This window comes from Telluria sp. ZT3P25 (assembly GCF_059685895.1).
This window is the reverse complement of record NZ_JCASIJ010000001.1, coordinates 3,366,872-3,390,313: the sequence shown is the minus strand read 5'-3', so window position 1 is coordinate 3,390,313 and position 23,442 is coordinate 3,366,872. Positions and strand designations below refer to the sequence as shown.

Here is a 23,442-nt window from a genome sequence, read left to right as displayed (position 1 = left end):
ACCGATGCGCACCAATAAAAAACAACAGGGGACCGGCGGCCTGGCCGCCACTAATTATGGCTAGAAAACAATTCGACCTGATCGTCTTCGATTGGGACGGCACCTTGATGGACAGTACCGCCGCCATCGTCAAGTGCATCCAGGCGGCGGCGCGCGACCTGGGCTTGCCCGTGCCCACCGATTCGTCGGCGGCGCACGTCATCGGCCTCGGCCTGGCCGAAGCGATGCAGGCGGTGATGCCCGACATCCAGCCGGCGCTGTATCCGCGCATGGTCGAGCGTTACCGCTATCACTTTCTGACCAAGGACCATCAGCTGGTGCTGTTCAAGGGCGTGCCCGAGATGCTCAACGAGCTTTCCAGCGAAGGCTATTTCTTGGCCGTGGCCACCGGCAAGAGCCGCGTCGGTCTGAACCGCGCGCTGAATGCGACCGGGTTACTGTCGATCTTTGACGCGACCCGTTGCGCCGATGAGACATTCTCCAAGCCGCATCCGGCGATGCTGCAAGAACTCACGCGCGAGCTCGGCCAGGATTTGCGCCGCACGGTGATGATCGGCGACACCACGCACGACCTGCAGATGGCCACCAATGCCGGCGCGGCCGGTGTTGCGGTCGAGTTTGGCGCACATCCGGTCAGCCAGCTCCACGCGTGCCAGCCATTGTTCTCTGCCAGAAACATCCCGGAGCTGCATGCCTGGCTGCTCGAGCACGCCTGAGGCCGGGAAACGGCGGGCCAGCGGCGAACGCGTGGTCTTGCCGACCGTACGCGCGAGCGCTGGCACGATATACTGATTGCCGCACGAACAGCCCCGCGCGTGACGCGCGGGGATAGCGTTCGTCGTCCACCTTCCCGACTTTATGAGTGACCATACGAGCATTGACCAACCTGGCGACAGCCGGCTCGCGTCGAATCCGACGATGAGCAACTGGGAGCGCGACACGCTCGAGAAACTGGTATTTGCCACCGTCCAGGAACGGCGCTCCGCGCGCCGCTGGAGCATCTTCTTCAAGCTCGGCTTCCTGATCGTGGCGCTGCTGGCCCTGTGGGCCTACTACGACTTCAACTTCGCCAGCGGCGACACCGAAAACCTCGGCCGCCACACGGCGCTGATCGAAATCAACGGTGAAATCGAATCCGAAGGCAGTGGCGCGGCCGACACCGTGATCCCTTCGCTGAACAAGGCGTTTTCCGATCCCGGCTCGGCCGCCGTCGTGCTGCGCATCGACAGCCCGGGCGGCAGCCCGGTGCAGGCCGGCATCATCGTCGATGAAATCCAGCGCCTCAAGCGCGGCTATCCCGACAAGCCGCTGTATGTCGTGGTCGACGAGATCTGCGCCTCGGGTGGCTACTACATCGCCTCGGCCGCTGACCGCATCTACGTCAACAAGGCCTCGATCGTCGGCTCGGTCGGCGTGCTGATGGACAGCTTCGGCTTTACCGGCACGATGGAAAAGCTGGGTGTCGAGCGCCGTCTGCTGACCGCTGGCGAGAACAAGGGTTTCCTGGATCCGTTCAGCCCGCAATCGGAAAAGCACCGCGAACACGCCCAGGCCATGCTCAACGAAATCCACCAGCAGTTCATCTCGGTGGTACGTGCCGGGCGCGGCAAGCGCCTGAAAGAAACACCCGAGACATTCTCGGGCCTGTACTGGACCGGTGCGCGCGCTGTCGACATGGGCCTGGCCGATGCCTTCGGCACGGTCGACACGGTGGCGCGTGACATCGTCAAGGCCGAAGACATCGTCGACTACACGGCGCACGAAGGCTTGCCGGAGCGCGTGCTGAAGAAATTTGGTGCGTCAGTGGGCGAAAGCGCCGTCAGGGCGGCGTACCACAGCGCCGTCCCCAAATTGCGCTAAGCATTTTGTTCTTGAAACCTGACGATGGGCGGCTATAGTAAAACGGTGGCCGACGCTGCAGTGGATGGGTTGACATGCTTGTCGATCGATCCCGGACGGCGGAGGCTGGCGACCGCACTGCGGTGCGGTTTTCGAGAGAATTGTCATTCCTCGCGGTAGGACTGTCCCGAACGGGCGCATGCGCGCGGCGGGATTGGAAACGACGGCCCAGGCCGTCGTTTTCTTTTTGATGGAACAGGAGAGTGCGGCTGGCGCGGGCTTTGTCAGCCTCTGTCGTACCGGCCGTCGTTGACGGGTGCTGTCTGTGGCGATGCCGTGAGGAGGCTGCCGATATCAGGTCATACTGCCGCGCTGGCGGCATCGTCATCGCGGCCGGTGCGGCGTGACGGGTGGTGCAGATGGCTGTCGTTGCATTGGTCAGTCAGGTCATCATCGACCTGAGGCGTCAGGGGCGGGATCAGGCGCGGCGGGTGCCACATGGTTGGCTGGCGCAGTGGCGGCAAATCGTCATGCTGGGCAAAGCCGCCGCGCTCGAGCCAATCCTGATGGGCGCTGCCGACACGCGCAAACCACGCCGTGCGCAGACCGAACCGGTCATCCTGCGGCAGGGGGCTGGTGCCACTGCACCAGCGTGCCAACGCTGTCAGCGTGGGAAACAGCGCCGCGTGAGCACGCGCAACCCGCTGGCGCGCACAGTGCACTTCATGCGGGGAGAGCTTGTCGTAACAGAGGTCGAGATCATCGTTCACGTTCGTTCCTGTTCTCTGGCGGAATTGCACCTTGATGTATGGCAAAGAATCATCAGGGTCGTCAGGCGGATTCCTAACATGTTGAAGTCTATCAATAAGAATTTCTTCAGACTTGACGCTGCTCAAATGAATCGCGGCATGCAAGTTGACTAAAAAACATTGCTCTAATTGTCAGTCTGTCCGCAGTGGACCGCTTCTGGTAAAGTCTCGCCCCATGAGTAAACTGTCCCTAGACCGCATCCTGCAATCGCAGGGATTCGGCACCCGCAAATACTGCCGCGCCCTGATCGAGGATGGCGATGTTGCCGTCAACGGCGAGGTGGCCGACAACTTCAAGGCCACATTCGAGACCGATGGCCTGGTCCTGACCGTGTTCGACGAAGAATGGGCTTACCGCGAGCGCGTCTATATTGCGCTGTACAAGCCGGCCAACTTCGAGTGCTCGCGCAAACCGAGCCACCATCCGGGCGTGCTGACCCTGTTGCCAGAACAATTTACCTGGCGCGATGTGCAGCCGGTCGGCCGTCTCGATCACGATACGACCGGTCTGCTCCTGATGTCGGACGACGGCCCGTTCATCCACGCGCAGTCGTCGCCCAAGCGCCACGTGCCAAAGGTGTATCACGCGAGCACGGCCGAACCGGTGACGGACGAACTCGTCGAAAAACTGCTCGCCGGTGTGCAATTGCACGACGAGCCAGCGCCATTGAAGGCGGTCTCGTGCGTCAAGCTGGACGAGCGGGCCATCGAGATCGTGCTGGAGCAGGGCAAATACCATCAGGTCAAGCGCATGCTGGCTGCGGCCGAGAATCACTGCAGCGCGCTGCACCGGGCCCAGATCGGCGGCTTGACGCTGGCCGCGCTGGGACTGGCCGAGGGCGAGTGGTGCTTCCTCGATCAGGCGCAGCTCGACCTGCTCGTACCGTCCTGATATACCACATCCGCATGCTGTTGTGGAAATTTCACAACGGAACATGCTTAACCACAATATTCGTGCGACATCGTCAGCCAAATTCCGCGACACTCCGTTCCGACGGCGTCCGGGCACCGGTTGTCGCACGAATGAATTTTCCAGAAAAATAACCATGTACGCATACCGACCGAGCCTCTCCCATTCCCTCGCCCTGATTCCATTGCTGCTGGCGCTGCCAGTCATGGCACAGAGCCAGCCGGCCACCCTGGCCGAATGCACCCCGATCGTCGACAGCGCCCAGCGCCTCGCCTGCTTCGACCGCGTTGCGAGCACCGGCAGTCCAACCGCCGCATCGTCCCCGTCCGTTGCGCCTGCTGTGGCCGCCCAGAGCGCATTCGACGCACCGCTGAACAGCGCCGTTGACCATACCGCCACCGTCGATCCAACCGTCCAGGCCGCTGCTGAATACACGCTGAGCAGCCACTGGGAACTCGATCCTCGCGACAAGCGCGGCGCGTTCAAGTTCCGTCCGCACCACCCGAACTATCTGATCGCCACCCGCACCCATCGTCCGAACGAAGCGCCGTACGAGGACTTCCTGGCGACCGATCCGGACGCCGAAGGCTTGTCGAAGGCCGAACTGGAATTCCAGCTCAGCGTGAAGATGAAACTGGTCGAAACCCTGTTCGAGCAACCGATCGACGTCTGGTTCGGCTACACCCAGAATTCGTTCTGGCAAGCTGCCAACCACAAGGCATCGAGTCCGTTCCGCGAAACCAATTACCAGCCGGAGATCATGGCAGTCATGCCACTGGACTTCGCCCTGGCCGGCATCAATGTGCGCTTCCTGAACCTGGGCTTCGTGCACCAGTCGAACGGCCAGTCGTCGAGCCTGTCGCGCAGCTGGAACCGCTACTACGCCCAGGTAGGCCTGGAACGTGGTCCGCTGACCATGACCGCCAAGCTCTGGAAGCGCGTCAATGAATCGCTGGAAGACGACAACAACCCGGACATCACCGATTATATGGGCCGCTTCGAGCTGGCCGGCAATTACCGCATGGGTAGTGGCCATGAAATTTCGGCGCTCGTGCGCCGCAACTTCAGCACCGACAAGGGTGCAGTCCAGGTCGGTTGGGCATTCCCGCTGGTCGGCCCGATCAAGGGCTATGTCAATGCGTTCGCCGGCTATGGCCAGAGCATGATCGACTACAATTACTTCCAGCGCAGTCTGGGCGTGGGTGTCATCGTCAAGTATTGATTGCTTCACACCTGCCGTACCGTAGAATGGCGGGCTTGATGCTTCGAGCCCGCCCATGAAACTTGCCTCGCTGGACGACGGCACCCGCGACGGCCAACTGGCCGTGGTGTCGCGCGACCTGTCCACTGCCCACATTGCCGACGGCATCGCGCCGAGTTTGCGCGCCGCGCTCGATGACTGGGCCTTCATTGCCCCGCAACTCGATGTACTGTACCGCCAACTGAATGACGGCAAGGGCGACGCCAGGGCGCGCCGCGCATTCGACTTCGACCCCACCCGTTGCATGGCGCCATTGCCGCGCGCCAGTACCCGCGTGTGCGGCGCCACCTATCTGCACCATCACGACCTGGAACAGCGTGCGCTTGGCAGCAGCATTCCAGCCGCATGGCGCGACGCGCCGCAGTTGCGCCAGGCTGCAGGCGATGGTCTGCTCGGTCCTACGCAGGATCTGGTGCTGGCGCGCGAAGAATGGGGCATCGACTTTGGGGCCGAACTGGCCATCGTCAGTGGCGACCTGCGCCAGGGTGCGACGCCCGATGCGGCGCTGGGCCAGATTCGTCTGTTATTGCTTGCCAACGACATCACGCTGCGCAACCTGGTGCCGGATGCGCTGGCGGCGGGCTTCGGTCTGCTGCAGGCCAAACCGGCCACTGCGTTTGCGCCAGTGGCGGTCACGCCGGATGAACTGGGCGAGGCCTGGGCGGCCGCGAAAGCCGCGCTGCCGCTGCGCGTGCGCGTCAATGGCAATCCGGTCGGCACCCTCGACGCCGGCGAGGACATGACGTTCAATTTTGCCCAGCTGTTGTCGGCGCTGGCAATGACGCGACCGGTCACGGCCGGGACGATCGTGGGCTCGGGCGTCGTGTCGAATCGGGTGACCCGGCGCCACACGCCGGGCTACGCCAGCATTGCCGAGGCGCGCTGGGTAGAGCTGGCCGCTGGCGACGACGCGGTCACGCCGTTCATGCGCTTTGGCGATACGGTGCGCATCGAGATGCTTGACGCGCATGGCAAATCGCTGTTCGGTGCGATCGAGCAGACGCTCAAGGCTGTGGCCTCCTGAGGCCGGGCGCGTCCCAGAAGCCATCGCCATCCGGCACGTCGCGCAGATTGACCTGTACCGGCCGGCTGATCCGGCGCAGCGCATCGGCGCGCACCAGTCGCCCGTCCGGTTCCTGCAGCCGGTACCAGAGAAACGCCACGCCGGACAAGGCCAGCCGCTCGCCCGTGAACAGGTGATCGCGCTGTACCGCAAGACCTTCCAGGCGCAGGTCGACATCGAGCACCAGTGCGCCGACGCTGCGCTCCGCCTGGCCGAGATAGCGCGCCGTTATGAACAGCAGGCTCTTGTCACTGGCTTCGCCGGCGCGCAGCGAATCGATGAAACTGTCGGTCGCCTTGAGCGCTACCATCGCAGCGGCCGCGATGGCGGCCAGTGCTTTCTTGTGTTCGCCCTTGGCGGTCGCGGCCAGCGCTTCAAGGACATCGATGTGCCGCGCGAGTGCAGCGCGTTCGAGACCCACCAGCCGCACCCGTTCCAGCAGGGCTGCGTGGCGCGTGACATCGAGTTCGCCCATATAGCCGCCGCTCAGGCCAGCCAGGCGGGCAGGGCAGCTGCGCGCCATGGCGCTGGAAAACAGCGCACGGGCGCCGTCGCCGTAGGCAGTGCCGGCCAGCGTGGTGTCGGTTTTGAACAAACTGGCCAGATCGGCGCCGGCGCGCAGCAGCATCGCCGGCGCCGTCAGCCAGGCAAGTAGTGGGGTGCTGTTTTGGCGAGCCGCGGGTAGCGTGTTGGCCTCGATGTAGCGCTGCAGCTCGGCGTTATGCGCGGCGAGTTCGTGCGCCTGCCGCATCAGTGCTGCGTCAACGGTGCGCGCGACCACGATGCCCTGGCTGACGAGCGGGTCATACAGGATGACGAGCCGCTCGGGCGGCAGGATCCGGCATAGCTCAGCTGCCAGTTCCAGCGTCAGGTCGACTGCGCGCACCAGGCCGGCGGCGCCGAACCCGCGGGTGTCGACACTGCCACTGAGGGCCCTGGTCTGGGCTGGCGGCAGGCGTGCCAGCAGTTCGGCGCGCTCGGCTTCGGCAATTGCTTGCCGCGCCTGGGCTTCCTGCAAGCGCGCGCGGGCTTCGCTCAGGTCGGATGATGCGGCGGTCTGGGCTGGTGCATTGGCAGAATGGATGGCGCCCAGACATAACATGAGGATCGAATAGAACGCTCGTGCGGTTGAATATCGTCGCGTCATGATTCGCCCCAATCGGGTAATAAGAAATAAAACTATCTAAATATCACGGGAGAAAAGTGTAACAATTTGTGGAGAAATGGTAGGAGAAGTATCTGTACTATTGATTGTTGCAGCGCAACGTACCTAAAATCGTTTAATAAGTCGTTCCCAATCAAGGGCTTGCATGACAATGTTCATAATGTGTGAGATTGCGCGAGAAACCCTTCGTCAACACGATTGGGAGGAAAACGACCCGAAATGCGATAGAATTGACGAGTTAACCAAGTGGTTCTATGAGTATTTATAACCTGCCAGTAGCCGGCCTCGAAATCGGCTTCGCCACATCGCTGATCGTATCGCTCCTGCTCGTGCTTACCACACGCTGGCATGGCCGCTACTCGCTTGATGCAACGCGTGGCGTGCAGAAATTCCATATCACCCCAACCCCGCGTATCGGCGGCGCTGCGATCATGACCGGCCTGTGGCTGGCGCTGGGTGTCTTGCCACCGGCGCAGCGCAATCTGTTGCTGCCAGTTCTCATCGCCTCGCTGCCAGCCTTTGTCTTTGGCCTGGCCGAAGACCTGACCCGTACCGTTTCCGTGCGTACCCGCCTGCTGGCCACCATCGGCAGCGGCGTCGTGTGCTGGTGCCTCACGGGCGTCAGCTTGCAGCACACGGGCCTGCCACTGCTTGACGACATGCTCGCCTGGCTGCCGTTCTCGGTGCTGTTTACCGCGTTCGCAGTGGGTGGCGTGGCCAATGCCGTCAATATTATCGATGGCTTCAATGGCCTGGCCAGTGGCACCGTTGTTATTGGCCTGGGTACGCTGGGCCTGATCGCTCACGGCGCTGGCGATGTTCACCTGGCGCAGTTGTGCTTCGTGATCTGCGCCGTGACCGCCGGCTTTTTCGTCGTCAATTTCCCGTTGGGCAAGCTGTTCCTTGGGGATGGCGGCGCTTACCTGCTTGGCTTCCTGCTGGCCTGGTTGTCGGTCATGCTGGTCTACCGCAATCCGTCGGTCTCGGCCTGGGCGCCGCTGCTGGCCTGCGCCTACCCGGTATTCGAAACCGTCTTCACGATCATGCGTCGGCTGTGGTGCCGCCGCCATCCGGGTCATCCGGACAGCTGGCACCTGCACAGCCTGGTCAAGACGGCGATCACGGCGCGCTACCTGCGCATGCTGCCGCCGCCGCTGCGCAACGCCTTCGTCTCGCCGGTCTCATGGGGCATTGCCCTGGTGCCGGCTGCGCTGGCTGTCAACTATGCCGGCGAGCCAGACGTGCTGGTGCAGGGCGCATTGGCCAGTTTCGCGCTGTATCTCGGTGTGTACGCGCTGGTCGTGTCGGCCTGGCGCGCCCGTCGCCGCCATGCGCCGGTCGTGATGCCGGTCATCATGCCGGTCGTGACCGCGCCGCTGACGCCGAAGGCAGCCACCGTCGTCATCAAACCGCTCATCACGACCAGCAACACTGGCCAGGGCGCCACGGCAGGGCTGGTCGCTGCGCGTGTCGCCAATCCATCTGCCAATCAGCCAGGCAGCTTGTCGGATCACGTCCACCAGCAAACGGCGCCGGTCCTCGCGCGCCGGCGCATGTAAGTCCACGCAGACCGCACCCTGCGGTCTGCCGTCTGCAGGAGCCGCCCTTGAACTGGGGCGGGTTTCCCCGCTTGTTCTCGATCTGTCCGCACAGCAATTTCGGCGATAATCTCGCTCGCGCGATACAAAGGCGCAGATAAGATATTGCATGGCAATCGAGCGGGGGCACCATGTCGGAAGATAGCGACGCAGAAAAGACCGAAGACGCCTCGCCCAGAAAGATCGAGAAAGCGCGCGAAGAAGGCGACGTTCCCCGATCGCGCGAGCTGGCGACGTTCACTGTCCTGATGACGGCGGGCGCCTGCCTGTGGGCATTTGGCGGCATGCTCGTCGGCAGGCTGGCGACCTCGCTGAAGTCCGGTCTCACGCTCGACCGCGAGCAGATCTTCAATCCCAACATCCTGCTCGAACGCATTCTCAACGACATCGTCAGCGTCCTGCTGGCCTGCCTGCCGATCGCCGGCGCCGTCATGCTCATCGCCCTGATCTCGCCGATGCTGATCGGTGGCTGGCTGTTTTCGTCCAAGGCATTCATGCCCAACTTCGGCAAGCTCAACCCTATGAAGGGTATCGGCAACATGTTCTCCAAGAACGCGCTGGTCGAGTTATTCAAGGCCATCATCAAGACGATCATCATCGGCGTCGTGGCCTGGATCGTCGTCAGCGGTCAGAAGGAGGCAATGCTGGGCCTGGCGGTCGAGCCGCTCAACGAAAGCAGCGCCCACGTTGGCGACATGATCGGCCGCTCGTTCCTGTTCATCACCGGCGCGTTGGGGGTGATTGCCCTCATCGATGGCCCCTATCAGTTGTGGCATTGGAAAGACAAACTGAAAATGACGCGCCAGGAAATGATCCAGGAATCGAAGGAATCGGACGGCAATCCTCAGATTAAGGGGAAGATTCGGCAGATGCAGCGCGAAATGGCCCGGGGCCGGATGATGCAAAATGTCCCTACTGCTGATGTGATCGTCACCAACCCGACGCATTATGCAGTCGCACTGAAGTATGCGGATGGCAAGGGAGCACCGCGGGTGGTGGCCAAGGGCGTCGATGACGTCGCGGCCAAGATCCGCGAAATGGGGGCCGAGAACAAGGTGCCGATGCTCGAAGCCCCGGCCCTGGCCCGCGCCCTGTTCAAGCACACCGAGATCGATGAAGAGATTCCGGAAAAGCTGTACTCGGCAGTGGCGGAAGTGCTGGCCTACGTGTACCAGCTGCGGGCATACAAGAAGGGCGAGGGCGACTACCCGGATCGCCCGACCAGGTTGAAAGTACCTGCCGAGATGGACCCGCTGAACCCGGCCTCGCAACAGCGACCGGCACCCGATAATGGAGCAACTGAATGACCAACAGCATGAAACTGCCAGCCTGGATGAGCGGCCTTGGAGCACAAGGCGGCAAGGCGGCAGCCCCGATCCTGATCATCATGCTGTTGGCCATGATGATCTTGCCGTTGCCGGCGTTCGTGCTGGACGTGTTTTTCAGTTTCAATATCGCGCTGTCGATCATCGTGCTGCTGACCGCGCTGTACACGGTCAAGCCGCTCGACTTTCTGGCCTTCCCGTCGATTCTTCTCGTGTCGACCATGCTGCGCCTGGCGCTGAACGTCGCCTCGACCCGTATCGTGTTGACCGAAGGCCATACCGGTAGCGCCGCTGCCGGCAAGGTGGTCGAGGCCTTCGGCCACTTCCTGATCGGCGGTAACTATACCGTTGGTATCGTCGTCTTCATCATCCTGACCATCATCAACTTCTCGGTCGTGACCAAGGGCGCGGGCCGTATCGCCGAAGTCGGCGCACGCTTTGCGCTGGACGCGATGCCGGGCAAGCAGATGGCGATCGACGCCGACCTGAACGCCGGCCTGATCGGCGAAGACGAAGCGCGCAAGCGCCGCCTGGAAGTCTCGCAAGAAGCTGAGTTCTACGGCGCGATGGACGGTGCCTCGAAATACGTGAAGGGTGACGCTGTCGCCGGTATCATGATTACCGTGATCAATATGATCGCCGGCCTGATCGTCGGCGTCGTGATGCACGACCTGGCCATTGGCGAAGCAACCAAGATCTACACGCTGCTGGCCATCGGTGACGGCCTGGTGGCCCAGATTCCTTCGCTGATCATCTCGATCGCCGCCGGTATGGTGGTTTCGCGCGTGGCCAACGATGAAGACGTCAGCTCGCAGCTGACCAACCAGCTGTTTGCCCGCCCGGAAGCGCTGTACATCACGGCCGCCATCATCGGCGGTCTGGGCATGATCCCGGGCATGCCGAACGTGGTGTTTTTGCTGCTGGCCGGCTCGCTTGCTGCCGGTGGTTATTTCATCTCGAAGCGCAGGAAAGAGGCGCCGGCCGCGGCAGAGGCCGCCGCCGCCGCCGTGGCCGATGCCGCCGCTGCTGCCCGCACGACGCCGGCCGAGAGCGAAGAAGCGACCTGGCAAGACGTGATGCCGGTCGACACGCTGGGTCTGGAAGTGGGCTACCGCCTGATTCCGCTGGTCGACAAGAACCAGGGCGGCGAGCTGCTCAAGCGCATCAAGGGCATCCGCAAGAAGTTCGCGCAAGAAGTAGGCTTTTTGGCGCCGCCGGTGCACATCCGCGACAACCTCGAACTCAAGCCATCGGCCTACCGCATCACGCTCAAGGGCGTCGAAGTGGGCAGCGGCGAAGCACTCAACGGCCAATTTTTGGCGATCAACCCGGGCATGGCCAGCGGCACGCTGCCCGGCGTGGTCACCACCGACCCGGCCTTCGGCCTGCCGGCCACCTGGATCGAAGCGAGCCTGCGCGACGAAGCGCAAAGCATGGGCTACACCGTGGTCGATGCCGGTACCGTCGTTGCCACGCACCTGAACCACCTGATCACGCTGCACGCGTCGGAACTGCTGGGTCGCATGGAAGTGCAGGCGCTGCTGGACCACCTTGGCAAGGAAACCCCGAAACTGGTCGAAGACCTGGTGCCGAAAGTCGTCTCGCTGTCGACGCTGCAAAAAGTGCTGCAGAACCTGCTGCTCGAAGGCGTGCACATCCGCGACATGCGCTCGATCATCGAAGCGCTGTCGGAGCACGCCGGCATGACGCAGGACCCGGCCGAACTGACCGCCGTGGTGCGCGTGTCGCTGGGCAGGGCGATCGTCCAGCAATTGTTCCCGGGCGAGAACGAGCTGTCGGTGATGACCCTGGATAACCGCCTCGAGCGCCTGTTGATGCAGGCGATGGGTGCGGGCGGCGACGGTACCGGCATCGAGCCGGGCCTGGCGGACACGATCGCGCAACAGGCAGCGCACGCCGCCAACCAGCAAGAGCAGATGGGCCTGTCGCCCGTGCTCTTGGTGCCGGCGCCGCTGCGCGTGTTGCTGTCGCGCTTTTTGCGCCGCGCCGTGCCTGCGCTCAAGGTGCTGTCGCATGCCGAAGTGCCTGAGACCAAGACGATTCGCGTGACGAGTTTGGTGGGTGTGCCGATGTAACAGGCAGGGGCAGCAGGGGCAGCAGGTGCTGCGCCTTGTGCCCATCATGCTGGCGCAGGGCGATGGATGTGACGCCAGACGAGCCAGCCAAGCATCGTGATGGTCGTGATCACGGTAAATGCCAGCCCCAGGGTGACGAGTATCTCGAGATCGGCCAGCTCTTCGCCATCCCTTGAGCCATACAGCTCGATCAGGCAGATTGCCCATGCCTCCGGGAACGGTGGGAAAAGGTCGTGATGGATAATCAGAACAGAGATAGTCGTAGCAGTGTCCTCTTCATTGAACAGTCACTCGTCCATAAGCGTGTAAGAGGTGCCTGGAATGAGAACCTGACCGCCTGCGATGAGTTGATGTCGAAGTACGTCGAAGTCAGTCCGGGTTGTCAGCGTAATGCACTCTTGTAACTGAGACCAAGACGATTCGCGCAACGAGCCTGGTGGGTGTGCCGATGTAATCGCCAGGGCAGCGCTTGTGCACTGCCCTGGCTCTGGCTAGTCGTGCGCCAGAGGAGGTGGGCGTAGTTTGCGCCAGACAAGGATGCCGGTCGATGTGACGATCAGTACGATCACCAGTGCACCGGCCAGAGCGACAAGCAATTCGACATCGGCCATTTCCTCACCGTTGGTTGCGCCATATAGATCGCTGAGCCAGATAAAGAAGGGAATTGGCACCTGCGGGAAGAGGTAATGGTAGGTCAGCCATAAGCGGGCAAGTGCGGCGGTAGCGACCAGTACCCACATCGTCATCAGGCTTCGCAGGATAATTTTCTTCACGTGACAGTCACCCGGCCGTAAGCTGTCAACGTGCTATCGGGGATGGTCATCCTGGTCGTCGCCTTGATATGAGTGCGCAAAATATTGAAGTCGACCTCCCGCTCGATGGTGATGCAGCCTCTGCTGATACCGGCTGGTCCTTTCGGATGCAGACGGAAGTTGCCCCGTTTGACCCTGTCGCAAAAAAATTCGTCATCGACGTTGCCATCTGCGGCATAGAGGGCAAACCAGTCAGAGCGGCCGGTGAATACATCGCGGAGTGCTCCCAGCGTACCGCCAGAGTGGCGATCGAGCAGGTAGTAGACACCGGGAGGAATTGGACCGGAATTCGCGTTGCAAATGAACTCCCGGCGGTTTACCTGGTTGTCCAAGCCTGAAAAGGCTGGAAATTTTAACGAGTTCATTTCAAACGTACTCAGCGGTTTACCGTTGAGTTTGAATGTACATTCGACCATAGGGAACCCTTTGAAGCCTGGTTGAGGAGCTTTTGATCATAGGTAGCTGACGCAGGCGGTTGCTGAGGTGCCACAACCGATGACGCTGCCACAGCGGCGCGCGGTGTCGCCTAGCCAATCACGATCTGCTTTTCGATCCGCCCCAGATCGGTGATCGTCACGACGACATGCAGCGGACTGTCCCAGTCGACATGCAGATGAAACTCGACGCCGCCGGCGCCGCCTTCGGGATCGTGCGGCCCGATATTGGTGACATACACATTGGCGTCGCCCAGGTGAGGGCGGCCGGGTGGTGAATCGAACGGGTCAAGAACCGGTTTCCATTCTGCGGCCGTGATCAGTACGGCCGAGCTCTCGGTGAGGCCGGGCCAGTTGAAATTCTGGCGTACACGGCCATGTACGTTACGGTAAATCAGCCGGATCGAGCGTGCCATGGGAGTCTCCTGATAAGTGGAACTGGCACGCCAGCCGTGCCAGTCACGGTTCGACCTGGCCGGCATCGGCAAAGTCGGCACCCGCACGCCACCTTTTTGCGCCAGCGCAAACCCGGACAGCAACCGCATCAATCCTGCCAAGTTGCAAAAAACTGGTATCACTTTTTCTGATTGTGGGGAAATAGGCCCTTTTCCCCATCCTTCTCGGCTGATCGTTTCCACACGGCATCGACAATAATGATTCCTATCGATGGGCATGTGCCCGTCATGCAGAACATAGATTGAAGTGCGGAGAACCACGATGAAAGTGAAGAAATTTACAGCGGCAACTTCCCGGGATGCCTTGCGCAAGGTGCGCGAAGCCTTGGGCCCGGATGCCGTCATCCTGTCCAACCGTCCGGTCGATGGCGCCGTCGAAATCCTGGCGCTCGATAACGATGACGTCGCCTCGCTGTCGGCACCTGTCGCCGATTCCGAGATGGCCCAGCCGAAGCCGCAGCTGCAGCACTTCGACGAACTCGCACCGGCGGCGCCGCGCGCCACCCCGGCCCGCCGCTACCAGGATGCCGGTCCGGCCATGAACGCGCCGGTCGCACCCGCCTACGTCGCACCTGTCGCCCCACTGGCGCCGACCGAGCCGGTCGCAACCTACGCCGAACGCCGCGCACCGGCGCCTGAACCGACCATCGACATGGCCGCCATGACCGCCATGATGAGCGCCGCCATCACCCAGGCCAAGGAATCGGCGACCTCTGAAGTCAGCAGCATGATGAGCGAAATCCGCGCCATGCGCGGCCTGATGGAAACCCAGCTGGCCGAACTGTCGTGGGGCTCGACCGCCCAGCGCGAGCCGCACAAGGCGACCGTCCTGCGTGAGATGCTCGCTGCCGGTTTCTCGGCCACGCTGGCGCGCTATATCATTGAAAAAATGCCTGCCACCGACGACGCAGCGCAAGCGATGCGCTGGGTGAAGACCGTGCTGGCACGCAACCTGGCGACCATTGGCAACGAAGACGCGATGCTGTCCGAAGGCGGCGTGTTCGCGCTGGTCGGCCCGACCGGCGTGGGCAAGACCACCACCACCGCCAAGCTGGCCGCACGCTGCGTGATGCGCCACGGCCCGGACAAGCTGGCCCTGATCACCACCGATGCCTACCGTATCGGCGGTCACGAGCAACTGCGCATCTACGGCAAGATCCTCGGCGTGATGGTGCACTCGGTGAAGGATGAAGCCGACCTGCGCATCGCCCTGAAAGAACTGCGCAACAAGCACACGGTGCTGATCGACACCATCGGCATGTCGCAGCGCGACCACATGGTGGCCGAGCAGGTCGCGATGCTGTCGGGCTCGGGTGCTGAAGTCAAACGCCTGCTGTGCCTGAACTCGACGTCGACCAACGAGACGCTGAACGAAGTCGTGCGCGCCTACCAGGGCAGCGGCCTGCACGGCGCGATCATGACCAAGATGGACGAAGCGGCCTCCACCGGCGGCGTGCTCGACATCGTGATTCGCCAGAAGCTCAAACTGCATTACGTCTCAAACGGCCAGCGCGTGCCGGAAGACCTGCACGTGGCCGACAGCGCGATGCTGATCGATCGCGCGTTCCGCAACCGTGGCACGGCCCCGGCGGACGCCGACCTGCCGATGCTGATGGCAGCCACTGCGCAGGCCAACCGCCGCGAGGTGTCGCATGGCTAGTTTTGACTTCGACCAGGCCGAAGGCCTGCGCCGCATGCTGCAAGGCCCGCGTCCGCGCGTGGTCACGTTTCTGTCGGCCACGCCGGAAGACGACAAGGGCGCGATGCTGGTGAACCTGGGCGCCTCGCTGGCCCAGGCGGGCAACGAAGTGCTGATCGTCGACGCCTGCAACGTGGAATACGGCGTCGCCCGCCGTCTGGGTCTGAACCGCGGCGCGTCGCTGCTGCAGGTCGCACGCCAGGAAAGCGCGCTGAACCAGGTGATCCATCCGGCCCCGCAAGGCTTCTCGGTGGTGCCCATGGGCGCGCCTGAATCGACCGACGACGTGCGGCGCCTTGGCAAGACGTTCGATGTGCTGGCCACGCAAGCGGGCATCGTGATCGTCGATGGCGAACTGGGCCCGGACGGCGAATTCCCGGTGCCGTTGATGTCCAGTTCCGAGATCGTGATCCAGGTATCGACCAGCGCAGCCTCGATCACCAATGCCTACTCGCTCATCAAGCGCCTGACGCAGGAACTGGGCCGCCGCCCATTCGGCATCCTGGTCACCGGCGCTACTGAGGGGGAAGCCAAGGTGGTATACGATAATATGTCACTGGCAGCAACACGTTATCTGGCCGTCAAGCTCAGTTTCATGGGCGCCGTGCCGGCCGACGAATACCTGCACCGCGCCGCGCGTCTGGGCCGGGCCGTGGTCGATGCGTTTCCGCTGGCCGGTGCATCGGTTGCGTTTCGCCAGCTGGCCGGCAAGTTCGCACTGCCTGCAATGCCGCAGTTCGGCCGCCAGGGCAGCGCGTCCATCGGTTCCTGACGCAGCCGCCATCGAATACGCACATAGAAAAAGATACATATCAGCATGTACACGGCCAAAGGGAAAGCGGACAAGAATTCTTTGCTGACGGAGCATATGCCGTTGGTAAAGCGTCTTGCCCACCACATGAAGGCGAAGCTGCCGCCTTCGGTGGAGGTCGATGACCTGATCCAGGCCGGCATGATCGGTTTGCTCGACGCGATCAACCGCTACGAAGACGACCACGGCGCGCAGTTCGAGACCTACGCCGTGCTGCGCATCCGCGGCGCGATGCTGGACGAACTGCGCGCCAGCGACTGGATGCCGCGCAGCACGCGCCAGAACATGCGCAAGGTCGAAGGCGCGATGCAGTCGCTGCAGCAGCGCCTGGGCCGCCCGCCGAGCGAATCCGAAGTGGCCGCGTCGCTCAAGATCTCGCTCGACGAGTACCAGGACATGCTGGCCGACTCGGGCGGCCACCAGCTGCTGTACTACGAAGACTTCCACGCCGACGAAGGCAGCGACAGCTTCCTCGACCGCTATGCGGTGGACGATGCCGATCCGCTGCGCAGCCTGATGGAAACCGATTTCCGCCAAGCCGTGATCGACGCGATCGACAAGTTGCCGCCGCGCGAAAAACTCCTGATGGGCCTGTACTACGAAGAAGAACTGAACCTGAAGGAAATCGGCGCCGTGATGGGCGTGAGTGAATCGCGGGTGTCGCAGCTGCACACCCAGGCCGTCGCACGTTTGCGCACCACCTTACGGGAGCAATTATGGACTGGGCCAGCGTAATCGGCCTGGTGCTGGCGATCGCCGGCATCTTTCTCGGTTACACCCTCGACGGCGGCAAGTTCTCGTCGTTGATCCAGCCTGCCGCATTTGCCATCGTGGTGGTCGGCACCTTCGGCGCCGTGCTGCTGCAAAGCGAGACGCGCACCTTCTTGCGCGGCATCACCATGCTGCGCTGGGTATTCGTGCCACCCAAAAACGGCCGCCAGAAACTGTCGCGCGAAATCGCGCTGTGGAGCCTGACGGCACGCCGCGATGGCTTGCTGTCGCTTGAACAATTCATGAGCAAGGCCGACCCCTTCATCGCCAAGGGTTTGCGCCTGGTGGTCGACGGGATCGCGCCCGACAAGGTGCGCAGCCTGCTCGAACACGAAATCAACGGCTACGAATTCGCCCAGCGCCAGGCGGCGCGCATCTGGGAATCGGCCGCCGGCTATTCGCCGACGATCGGTATCCTGGGCGCCGTGCTGGGCCTGATCCACGTGATGGAAAACCTGTCCGATCCGGCCCGCCTGGGTTCCGGCATCGCGGTCGCGTTCGTCTCGACCGTGTATGGCGTGGGCATGGCCAACCTGTTCTTCTACCCGGTGGGCAACAAGCTCAAGGCCATCGTCAGCGACAAGGTGTCGCAGTACGAGATCCTGGCCGAAGTGTTCTCGGACCTGGCCAGCGGCGACCATGGCCGCGTCATCGACGAACGCGTCGCCAGCCTGCTCACGCACCACTAGGACAGCGCCATGGCCCGCAAGCGCTACGACGACGATGTCCCCACCGAAAACCACGAACGCTGGCTGATTTCATACGCCGACCTGATTACGCTGCTGTTCGCGTTTTTCGTCGTCATGTACGCCATCTCGATCGTCAACGAAGGCAAGTACCAGGTGCTGTCCGATGCGCTGGGCGATGCGTTCGGTGGGCGCGGCGCCGCCACCAAGGTCAACACCAACGTCGAGCCGGTGCTGCCGCTGTCGCACATCATCAACCGCCGCCGCAACGAAGCGGCGCGGCGCGAGCAGGAAAAGATGGGCGTGATGGCGCGCGAACTGTCGGCGACCTTGCTGCCGCTGGTGAAGTCGGGCCAGGTGCGGGTGATCCAGAACGCGCGCGGCATCAGCGTCGAGATCAATGCCAGTGTGCTGTTCCCGCAGGGTGAGGCGGTGCTCGACGGCGAGGGCCAGGTCATCCTGGCGCAGGTGGCGGGCCTGCTCAAGAACGACTCGCACCGCATCGAAGTCGAAGGCCACACCGACGACCTGCCGATCGCCAATCCGCTGTATCCATCGAACTGGGAACTGTCTACCGCACGTGCAAGCAGCGTGGTGCGGCTGTTTGCCGCCAACGGCGTGCCCGAGGTGCGCCTGTCGGCGATCGGCTTTGCCGCGACGCGCCCGGTGGCGCCCAATACCGACGAGGCCGGCAAGGCGCGCAACCGGCGCGTGGCGGTGATGATCCTGGCAGCGCTGCCGGAAACCGGCGGAAACATACTTCCGTGAATGTATTGATCGAATCATGGCATAATCGACAGGCAGCGTCGCGCGGGTGACGCCTGCCGTGATCCTCTAGGAGTCGCAATGCATGTCAAACGAAGCTCGCCGGCGGCCAAGCTGGCAATGGTGCTGTCGCTGGTCGGCGTAGTTGGCGTGGTCAAGGCCGTGGAGGCCAAGGTGAACGTCCATCACCGGCTCGAAGTCGAAACCGGGGCCGGCAAGGTCAAGGTGCGGGTGCTGATCGAGAACCGGGGCGATGCGCCGGTATGGATTCCGCGCGAGATCGCGCTGGGCGACGACCTGAGCGCGCCACGGTTTGCACTCAGTTCACTGACGGACACGGTCGCCTACACGGGCCGCATGGTCAAGCGCGGCCCGCTGAACGCTGCCGATTACCTCGAAATAAAGCCGCAGACGACCTACCTGAACACGCTCGACATCACGCAGGCCTATGCGTTCAAGCCGGGCCAGCACAGTTACGAGATCCGCTACGCCGGCCCGTGGGTGACCGATCTGCGCAAACTCGACGCGGGCGGCATCAAGAGCAGCCCGGCGCTGCCGGTGAAGTTCTCGCACACGGTCAGGATGGCCGCGCGCTGATTCAGGGCGCCTTGCAGTTGGTGGCGCTGGCGATCAGCGTCGCGCCACAACTCGTCTTGTCGCCATCGAAGGCAATCAGCTTGCCATCGATTTTATGCTGCGCCGAGCCGCTGACGATCTTGCAGCCATTGTGACCTTTGATGGGGCAACTGCAGGTGTCGCCCACGCACGCCACTGGAATACCGCCCACCTTCACATGCCGCGCGCTGACGCTTAGGACCTTGCCGCCATGCGAGGTGGCGTCGCCGAGCCTGATGATGTTGCGCATGATTGAGCCTTTCTTGTGACGATGATTCAGTCGGATGCCGTGTCGTGTTCGGGGACTGCGTCTGCGCCCAGTACCGAGGCCACGGTCGGTGGCTTGTAGTTGTCCGGATCGATCGACGGCTGGACGATGTGCTTGAAGATGTTCGCCCCTTGTGCTTCGCGCCGTTCCTTGCTCGGCGGGCTGATGAACACGATGCTGGCGCCGGTCGGATCGCGCAGATTGATCGCCGCTGAGGCACCGCCGTCGATATAGCTGCCCATCACGCCCACCGCCATCTGGACGAAGAAGGTCGCCGCGCCGGTATTGCCCATGCGCTGGTCGGTATCGATGAACTGCGACGTCTTGCCGGTGTCGATGTCGGGGCCGCCCTGGGCGGCATACGCGTGCAGCGTGCCTGCCAGCGCGATCTTCTGCTCGGTGTCATGGTTGAACGCAGCGATGATGCGCGCCGGGCCTGCTGCGCGCTGTGCTTCGGGCAGCGTTTGCAGCGCCTGCTGCCAGCCGGCCTCCAGCACCTTTTGACGCGCGTCGCGGCGCTTGACCGGCTTGCCTTCTTCATCCTCAAACTTGACGAACACGGGGCGGTGGATGAAGCCCATCGAGGGCAGGGCGTCGAAGGCGGCAAGCTGGTTGCGGTTCCAGGGGACCGGGAACCAGGGGGTGGGTTTCCAGTCTTTCGGAGGCGGATTGGCCCAGCGTTTGTAGTCGTCGAGCAGCGTGCTTTCGGGGCGGTCGAAGACGGGGTGTTTGGCGAATTTGGCGGCGGCGGGGAGCCATTCGGCGACGGTGGGTTGTCTGGTGCTATTTGGCCACTCGGCTTTCATTTCTGGCCGCATGGGTACTGTGCTCATGAGTTGGTAGTACATCTGGCGCAGTGTTTCCTGCAGATAGTTATTGTCCGGATCGTTCCATGCGTAAGGACGCAGTGGCTCGACTCGCTCACGTCGTGCCAGAACGAAGACCGCTGTGGCATCGGAGTACTCGGGAATGTAGTGACCAGTTTGAACACGCGGCTCTTTACCTGGTAATTGTCCATAGTCACGACTTGAATCACTCTCAGTACTAAGCAGCACCAGATATGGAAGATCAGGGTGTGCATCGAAAAAAGCGAATGCCTGTTCCAGTAATTGGTCAGGATTTTCACTAAGCTGCCACGGCCCTATTGTAAATAGATGCCATGCCATACCAGTTCCTTCTGCGCTTGCCGCAAGGCCGGACATTGGCGAGACTTCGCTGGGCTGGTCTTTGGGATTCTCCACTGAGCTACCTGCATACATTGATGGTACCCCCCAAAACATCGGGGACGAATTGGCGCCGTTTTCGAGAGCATCACAGGCCCGACTACCGGTTTGGCCCATTTTGTCGAATCCAGTCCATGGATACTTCTCGGGATCTAGTTCGCGAATACTTGTGTAGGGTCCACCTTGTTGCAGCACATGCCAAAGTTTCCCTTGGCGGTACTTTTCTACTGTGATTCCTAAACCCAACACTTCAAGCACATATTCACGTCTAGAGTGTTCCGATTTTTTTGCGCGAGCATCTTGATCCGCAAGGTATTGTTTTTTTTGTTGCCATTCATGCTCTCGCCCATTGGCAGCATGTACATCGATTAGCCACTTGCCGCCGAATAAGAGAATCACCGCGATCAGAGGAATGCCGAACCATCGCAATTTGTTCATCGCCGCTCCCGTATCAATATCAGTAAGTTCCGGACGCAAAGCCCAGATGTCGAACCCTACCCACAGTGAAAAAAGAACTGGAAATGTGAAAAATGCACCCAGCAGATATTTCCACAATCGTGGCCACTTGATTTGAGATTCATCGATTTGATCATTGCCCATTACTAACCTCCCAATATGGAAGTAACCCGTTTGCCTGATATTGTTTCTGAAATAACAATATCCCATAACTTCCCAGTTAATAGCGGAAGAGCAGTTGGCAGAATGCCGAGACTGTAATAGTCGCAGTTCCCTCTGATCAAACCCTTTCGCCAATCGGGCTCGCTTTCATAGTAAGAATTGAATTGCTGACGAAACAGGTCCCAAGTTAGTATATTTTCTTGTGACTGCACTTTCGGGTCTGGTTTCTTCAGCCGCCAATCCGCCACAGCGCACAAATATGCGCGAAACGTCGGATCACTCACTGCTTTGCCACTCCCAATCGATAAATCGTATGCAGTGACCTGCCGATGATTCTTGCTACTTGCAAAAATCACGCTATGAAACGATTTCGGACTCAATTCTTTCTGCCAGCGCAGCCTTGCCGCATTAGGGCTTTCTTCTATCTGCGCCTTGATCGCACCATTGGCGAAACGTTCGCCTGACACTATGCGTTCCCTATCCTCAGGGTTGGTATTGCCGGGACGTTTGACCTGGTTGTAAGCGGCTTCCAGCCGTTTAAGATCAGACTCCACGACATCGCCGGTCCTCCATGACCGCAATGACGCAATGACTGCAGGCTTCAGGCCTTCGCTCCTGACGTGAAGGCCTTTATTGCTTGTGACGGCAGTGGCGGCGTCAATCGCATCAACTTCCTCGCAAGGCCCGCGATCCTTGAGTTCGACCTGTGAGAGCATCGAATCCGATGGAATCTTGTCAGCAGCAATCTGATTACCCTGAATGTCGGCTTGGCATGGGGTTTTGAGCGCCTCGCCATTGATCGTCCTGACACCTCGCCGGTCAATTTCCCGCTCGAGCGTCGCTGATGACGTCACCGGCAATGACTCGCGCAGGGTGCGGCCGCTTGCCGCGACGTGGGCATGGTCGTCTTCGTTCGGTAGCCTCAGGATGAAATCGTGCGGCGCTTGGCCTACTAGCACTGGCGCGGCCTTTCCCGTTCCAGAATGTGGTCGCAGCTTTGCTGTGAACACCCTCTGACGGAAGGCAAGGCCGAGTTCGCCAAGAGCCTTGCGCCGCCGCGGCGTAGGTGCATTGTCATGACTCCTGGCGTAAGCTCTCACCTCTTCCGAGGTGACTACGTTTGCAACGGTATCCGGAACGCCTTGCCAGCCAATGCCGCGCATATTGTCCAGTGCGACCGTCATATCCTCTGGGCTGAAATATAAATAGACCTTGCCACGGTTGTCTCGGTCAGAATTCGGTTTCCAGCGGCCATGCACCATGCCGCCGGAGTCTGTTTCACTAATGCGGGCGAATACGGGTGACTTTGTCTTGGACTTCGCGACGCCTGTAACGATATTGACTAGTGTCTCCAAGCGAGCCCTGATCGTTTGTCTGTCAGAGATCAGGTCATAGAAATTGCTCATGGCTTCGTCCATATCGCCCTTGACGAATGCGGCAGTCCGCATCGACAAGCCTATCCCTTGATCCAGGCTATACGGCGGATGCGTCAGAATCAGCGTATCCGCCGTACGCTCACCCATCTCCATCAGGAAAGCCTGTGCCAGCAAGCTGATCAAACAACCCTGGCTGTGCGCGACGATGTTGACAGTGTCAGTGGGCTCATACTGGCGAATCATTGCTACCAGCGCCGCCAGGCGTCGTGCAGCAAGCACCATGTACATTCGGCCCGGGCCGTTCTTGACAGGTCGGAGCGGGTCACCGGCCGGATCGAATGGCGCATATATGCCCTTGTTCCACATGTCGGGCAGAGTGCTGGTGGCATTGCCGAACGGGCCGCCGCCCTTGGACAGGTCCTTGTCGAGGCGATTGCCGTTGCGATCCGTCTTCTGGCCATTCACAGTCTTCGTAAGATTGCCCACTTCACGAAAGCCCCAGTAAAACGGGATCACCGGACTATCCGTGTCGGGCGCCGTGTGGCGCTTGAAAAACACCGCATCAGGATCATCCAGCAGCGTCTCCTTGTCCTTTGCGCCAGGCATCCGGTAGGTCCCAGGCTTGAACTTGCGTAGCAGGCGATCCTGCAGTCCCGCGCACAGCCCTTCCTCGACCGCGCCATAGCTGGTGCCAACATCATTTACGCCATGTACCACGATGATGTTGCAGGGTTGCTCACGCGGTACGTCGACAACCTTGTCGCTGATGCGACAAGGTTGCAGCAGCGCGTTGTCGCGTTTGATGACGTATTCACTTTTCGGATATTTGTTGGCCATTTCGCT

22 protein-coding genes are annotated in these 23,442 nt (G+C 61.5%); 14 read left to right on the top strand and 8 right to left on the bottom strand.

Annotation, left to right across the window (positions count from 1 at the left end; genetic code table 11):
• Positions 1-56 precede the first annotated feature (56 nt).
• Positions 57-716, top strand: coding sequence for an HAD-IIIA family hydrolase (locus tag AC56LY_RS15055; protein WP_499580797.1), 660 nt, complete (start codon positions 57-59; stop codon positions 714-716).
• A 142-nt stretch (positions 717-858) separates the two neighbouring features.
• A complete protein-coding gene (locus AC56LY_RS15050) occupies positions 859-1,860 on the top strand; it encodes a S49 family peptidase (RefSeq protein ID WP_499580795.1) in 1,002 nt (333 codons plus the stop codon).
• Between the two features lie 338 nt (positions 1,861-2,198).
• Here the strand turns inward: AC56LY_RS15050 and AC56LY_RS15045 are convergent, their stop codons facing one another.
• Positions 2,199-2,609 (bottom strand): hypothetical protein, encoded by a 411-nt coding sequence (locus tag AC56LY_RS15045; RefSeq protein ID WP_499580793.1) that lies wholly within the window; start codon positions 2,607-2,609, stop codon positions 2,199-2,201.
• 214 nt (positions 2,610-2,823) lie between these two features.
• Between AC56LY_RS15045 and AC56LY_RS15040 the strand changes: the two genes are divergently transcribed.
• The 3 genes from AC56LY_RS15040 (at position 2,824) to AC56LY_RS15030 (ending at position 5,843) form a co-directional block, all read left to right on the top strand.
• Positions 2,824-3,540: a pseudouridine synthase gene (locus tag AC56LY_RS15040; protein WP_499580792.1), complete on the top strand. Its 717-nt coding sequence runs from the start codon at positions 2,824-2,826 to the stop codon at positions 3,538-3,540.
• A gap of 154 nt (positions 3,541-3,694) precedes the next feature.
• On the top strand, positions 3,695-4,780 hold the full coding sequence (locus AC56LY_RS15035; RefSeq protein ID WP_499580790.1) for a phospholipase A: 1,086 nt from the start codon (positions 3,695-3,697) through the stop codon (positions 4,778-4,780).
• A 55-nt stretch (positions 4,781-4,835) separates the two neighbouring features.
• Positions 4,836-5,843, top strand: coding sequence for a fumarylacetoacetate hydrolase family protein (locus tag AC56LY_RS15030; RefSeq protein WP_499580788.1), 1,008 nt, complete (start codon positions 4,836-4,838; stop codon positions 5,841-5,843).
• Here the strand turns inward: AC56LY_RS15030 and AC56LY_RS15025 are convergent.
• Positions 5,824-6,984, bottom strand: coding sequence for a hypothetical protein (locus AC56LY_RS15025; protein WP_499580786.1), 1,161 nt, complete (start codon positions 6,982-6,984; stop codon positions 5,824-5,826). The genes AC56LY_RS15030 and AC56LY_RS15025 overlap by 20 nt on opposite strands.
• Positions 6,985-7,301: 317 nt before the next feature.
• Here AC56LY_RS15025 and AC56LY_RS15020 point away from each other — a divergent pair, with 317 nt between their 5' ends.
• From AC56LY_RS15020 to flhA, 3 genes are all read left to right on the top strand, one after another.
• Positions 7,302-8,606 (top strand): MraY family glycosyltransferase, encoded by a 1,305-nt coding sequence (locus AC56LY_RS15020; protein ID WP_499580784.1) that lies wholly within the window; start codon positions 7,302-7,304, stop codon positions 8,604-8,606.
• A 170-nt stretch (positions 8,607-8,776) separates the two neighbouring features.
• The gene (gene flhB, locus AC56LY_RS15015) at positions 8,777-9,952 is read left to right on the top strand and encodes a flagellar biosynthesis protein FlhB (protein WP_499580782.1); all 1,176 of its coding nucleotides are present in this window, start codon (positions 8,777-8,779) and stop codon (positions 9,950-9,952) included.
• Positions 9,949-12,066 carry a flagellar biosynthesis protein FlhA gene (gene flhA, locus AC56LY_RS15010; protein WP_499580780.1) on the top strand — a complete coding sequence of 706 codons (2,118 nt, stop codon included), beginning with the start codon at positions 9,949-9,951 and terminating at the stop codon, positions 12,064-12,066. Before flhB ends, flhA begins: the two co-directional genes overlap by 4 nt.
• A gap of 491 nt (positions 12,067-12,557) precedes the next feature.
• On the opposite strand, the gene AC56LY_RS15005 is transcribed toward flhA, so the two are convergent.
• From AC56LY_RS15005 to AC56LY_RS14995, 3 genes are all read right to left on the bottom strand, one after another.
• Positions 12,558-12,839, bottom strand: coding sequence for a hypothetical protein (locus AC56LY_RS15005; RefSeq protein WP_499580778.1), 282 nt, complete (start codon positions 12,837-12,839; stop codon positions 12,558-12,560).
• On the bottom strand, positions 12,836-13,294 hold the full coding sequence (locus AC56LY_RS15000; RefSeq protein WP_499580776.1) for a DUF2778 domain-containing protein: 459 nt from the start codon (positions 13,292-13,294) through the stop codon (positions 12,836-12,838). The genes AC56LY_RS15005 and AC56LY_RS15000 overlap by 4 nt, the downstream gene beginning before the upstream one ends.
• Positions 13,295-13,404: 110 nt before the next feature.
• On the bottom strand, positions 13,405-13,728 hold the full coding sequence (locus AC56LY_RS14995) for a hypothetical protein (protein ID WP_499580774.1): 324 nt from the start codon (positions 13,726-13,728) through the stop codon (positions 13,405-13,407).
• 301 nt (positions 13,729-14,029) lie between these two features.
• On the opposite strand from AC56LY_RS14995, the gene flhF reads away from it, so the two are divergent.
• The 6 genes from flhF (at position 14,030) to AC56LY_RS14965 (ending at position 19,096) form a co-directional block, all read left to right on the top strand.
• Positions 14,030-15,427, top strand: a complete 1,398-nt coding sequence (gene flhF / locus AC56LY_RS14990) for a flagellar biosynthesis GTPase FlhF (RefSeq protein WP_499580772.1) — start codon at positions 14,030-14,032, stop codon at positions 15,425-15,427.
• Complete coding sequence (locus AC56LY_RS14985) at positions 15,420-16,238, top strand: MinD/ParA family ATP-binding protein (RefSeq protein WP_499557941.1); 819 nt, start codon at positions 15,420-15,422, stop codon at positions 16,236-16,238. The genes flhF and AC56LY_RS14985 overlap by 8 nt, the downstream gene beginning before the upstream one ends.
• Positions 16,239-16,283: 45 nt before the next feature.
• Positions 16,284-17,012, top strand: a complete 729-nt coding sequence (locus AC56LY_RS14980) for an RNA polymerase sigma factor FliA (protein WP_499580770.1) — start codon at positions 16,284-16,286, stop codon at positions 17,010-17,012.
• On the top strand, positions 16,994-17,737 hold the full coding sequence (locus AC56LY_RS14975) for a flagellar motor protein (RefSeq protein ID WP_499580768.1): 744 nt from the start codon (positions 16,994-16,996) through the stop codon (positions 17,735-17,737). Before AC56LY_RS14980 ends, AC56LY_RS14975 begins: the two co-directional genes overlap by 19 nt.
• 9 nt (positions 17,738-17,746) lie before the next feature.
• On the top strand, positions 17,747-18,502 hold the full coding sequence (motD, locus tag AC56LY_RS14970) for a flagellar motor protein MotD (RefSeq protein ID WP_499580766.1): 756 nt from the start codon (positions 17,747-17,749) through the stop codon (positions 18,500-18,502).
• Between the two features lie 78 nt (positions 18,503-18,580).
• Positions 18,581-19,096, top strand: a complete 516-nt coding sequence (locus AC56LY_RS14965) for a hypothetical protein (protein WP_499580764.1) — start codon at positions 18,581-18,583, stop codon at positions 19,094-19,096.
• Between the two features lies 1 nt (position 19,097).
• Here AC56LY_RS14965 and AC56LY_RS14960 read toward each other — a convergent pair whose 3' ends face one another.
• The 3 genes from AC56LY_RS14960 to AC56LY_RS14950 are packed head-to-tail and all read right to left on the bottom strand — an operon-like array spanning position 19,098 to position 23,436.
• Positions 19,098-19,364 carry a PAAR domain-containing protein gene (locus tag AC56LY_RS14960; RefSeq protein WP_499557933.1) on the bottom strand — a complete coding sequence of 89 codons (267 nt, stop codon included), beginning with the start codon at positions 19,362-19,364 and terminating at the stop codon, positions 19,098-19,100.
• 26 nt (positions 19,365-19,390) lie between these two features.
• Positions 19,391-21,205, bottom strand: coding sequence for a type VI lipase adapter Tla3 domain-containing protein (locus tag AC56LY_RS14955; protein WP_499580762.1), 1,815 nt, complete (start codon positions 21,203-21,205; stop codon positions 19,391-19,393).
• A 2-nt stretch (positions 21,206-21,207) separates the two neighbouring features.
• Positions 21,208-23,436 carry a T6SS effector phospholipase Tle3 domain-containing protein gene (locus tag AC56LY_RS14950; RefSeq protein WP_499580760.1) on the bottom strand — a complete coding sequence of 743 codons (2,229 nt, stop codon included), beginning with the start codon at positions 23,434-23,436 and terminating at the stop codon, positions 21,208-21,210.
• Positions 23,437-23,442 lie beyond the last annotated feature (6 nt).

Coding starts and splice junctions, on each gene's coding strand:
- AC56LY_RS15035 (WP_499580790.1), top strand. CDS start 3,695: ATGTACGCATACCGACCGAGCCTCTCCCATTCCCTCGCCCTGATTCCA.
- AC56LY_RS14950 (WP_499580760.1), bottom strand. CDS start 23,436: ATGGCCAACAAATATCCGAAAAGTGAATACGTCATCAAACGCGACAAC.
- AC56LY_RS14985 (WP_499557941.1), top strand. CDS start 15,420: ATGGCTAGTTTTGACTTCGACCAGGCCGAAGGCCTGCGCCGCATGCTG.
- AC56LY_RS14980 (WP_499580770.1), top strand. CDS start 16,284: ATGTACACGGCCAAAGGGAAAGCGGACAAGAATTCTTTGCTGACGGAG.
- AC56LY_RS15020 (WP_499580784.1), top strand. CDS start 7,302: ATGAGTATTTATAACCTGCCAGTAGCCGGCCTCGAAATCGGCTTCGCC.
- AC56LY_RS14965 (WP_499580764.1), top strand. CDS start 18,581: ATGCATGTCAAACGAAGCTCGCCGGCGGCCAAGCTGGCAATGGTGCTG.
- AC56LY_RS15055 (WP_499580797.1), top strand. CDS start 57: ATGGCTAGAAAACAATTCGACCTGATCGTCTTCGATTGGGACGGCACC.
- flhF (WP_499580772.1), top strand. CDS start 14,030: ATGAAAGTGAAGAAATTTACAGCGGCAACTTCCCGGGATGCCTTGCGC.
- flhA (WP_499580780.1), top strand. CDS start 9,949: ATGACCAACAGCATGAAACTGCCAGCCTGGATGAGCGGCCTTGGAGCA.
- AC56LY_RS15000 (WP_499580776.1), bottom strand. CDS start 13,294: ATGGTCGAATGTACATTCAAACTCAACGGTAAACCGCTGAGTACGTTT.
- AC56LY_RS14960 (WP_499557933.1), bottom strand. CDS start 19,364: ATGCGCAACATCATCAGGCTCGGCGACGCCACCTCGCATGGCGGCAAG.
- AC56LY_RS15030 (WP_499580788.1), top strand. CDS start 4,836: ATGAAACTTGCCTCGCTGGACGACGGCACCCGCGACGGCCAACTGGCC.
- AC56LY_RS14955 (WP_499580762.1), bottom strand. CDS start 21,205: ATGGGCAATGATCAAATCGATGAATCTCAAATCAAGTGGCCACGATTG.
- AC56LY_RS14975 (WP_499580768.1), top strand. CDS start 16,994: ATGGACTGGGCCAGCGTAATCGGCCTGGTGCTGGCGATCGCCGGCATC.
- flhB (WP_499580782.1), top strand. CDS start 8,777: ATGTCGGAAGATAGCGACGCAGAAAAGACCGAAGACGCCTCGCCCAGA.
- AC56LY_RS15025 (WP_499580786.1), bottom strand. CDS start 6,984: ATGTTATGTCTGGGCGCCATCCATTCTGCCAATGCACCAGCCCAGACC.
- AC56LY_RS15040 (WP_499580792.1), top strand. CDS start 2,824: ATGAGTAAACTGTCCCTAGACCGCATCCTGCAATCGCAGGGATTCGGC.
- AC56LY_RS15050 (WP_499580795.1), top strand. CDS start 859: ATGAGTGACCATACGAGCATTGACCAACCTGGCGACAGCCGGCTCGCG.
- AC56LY_RS14995 (WP_499580774.1), bottom strand. CDS start 13,728: ATGGCACGCTCGATCCGGCTGATTTACCGTAACGTACATGGCCGTGTA.
- motD (WP_499580766.1), top strand. CDS start 17,747: ATGGCCCGCAAGCGCTACGACGACGATGTCCCCACCGAAAACCACGAA.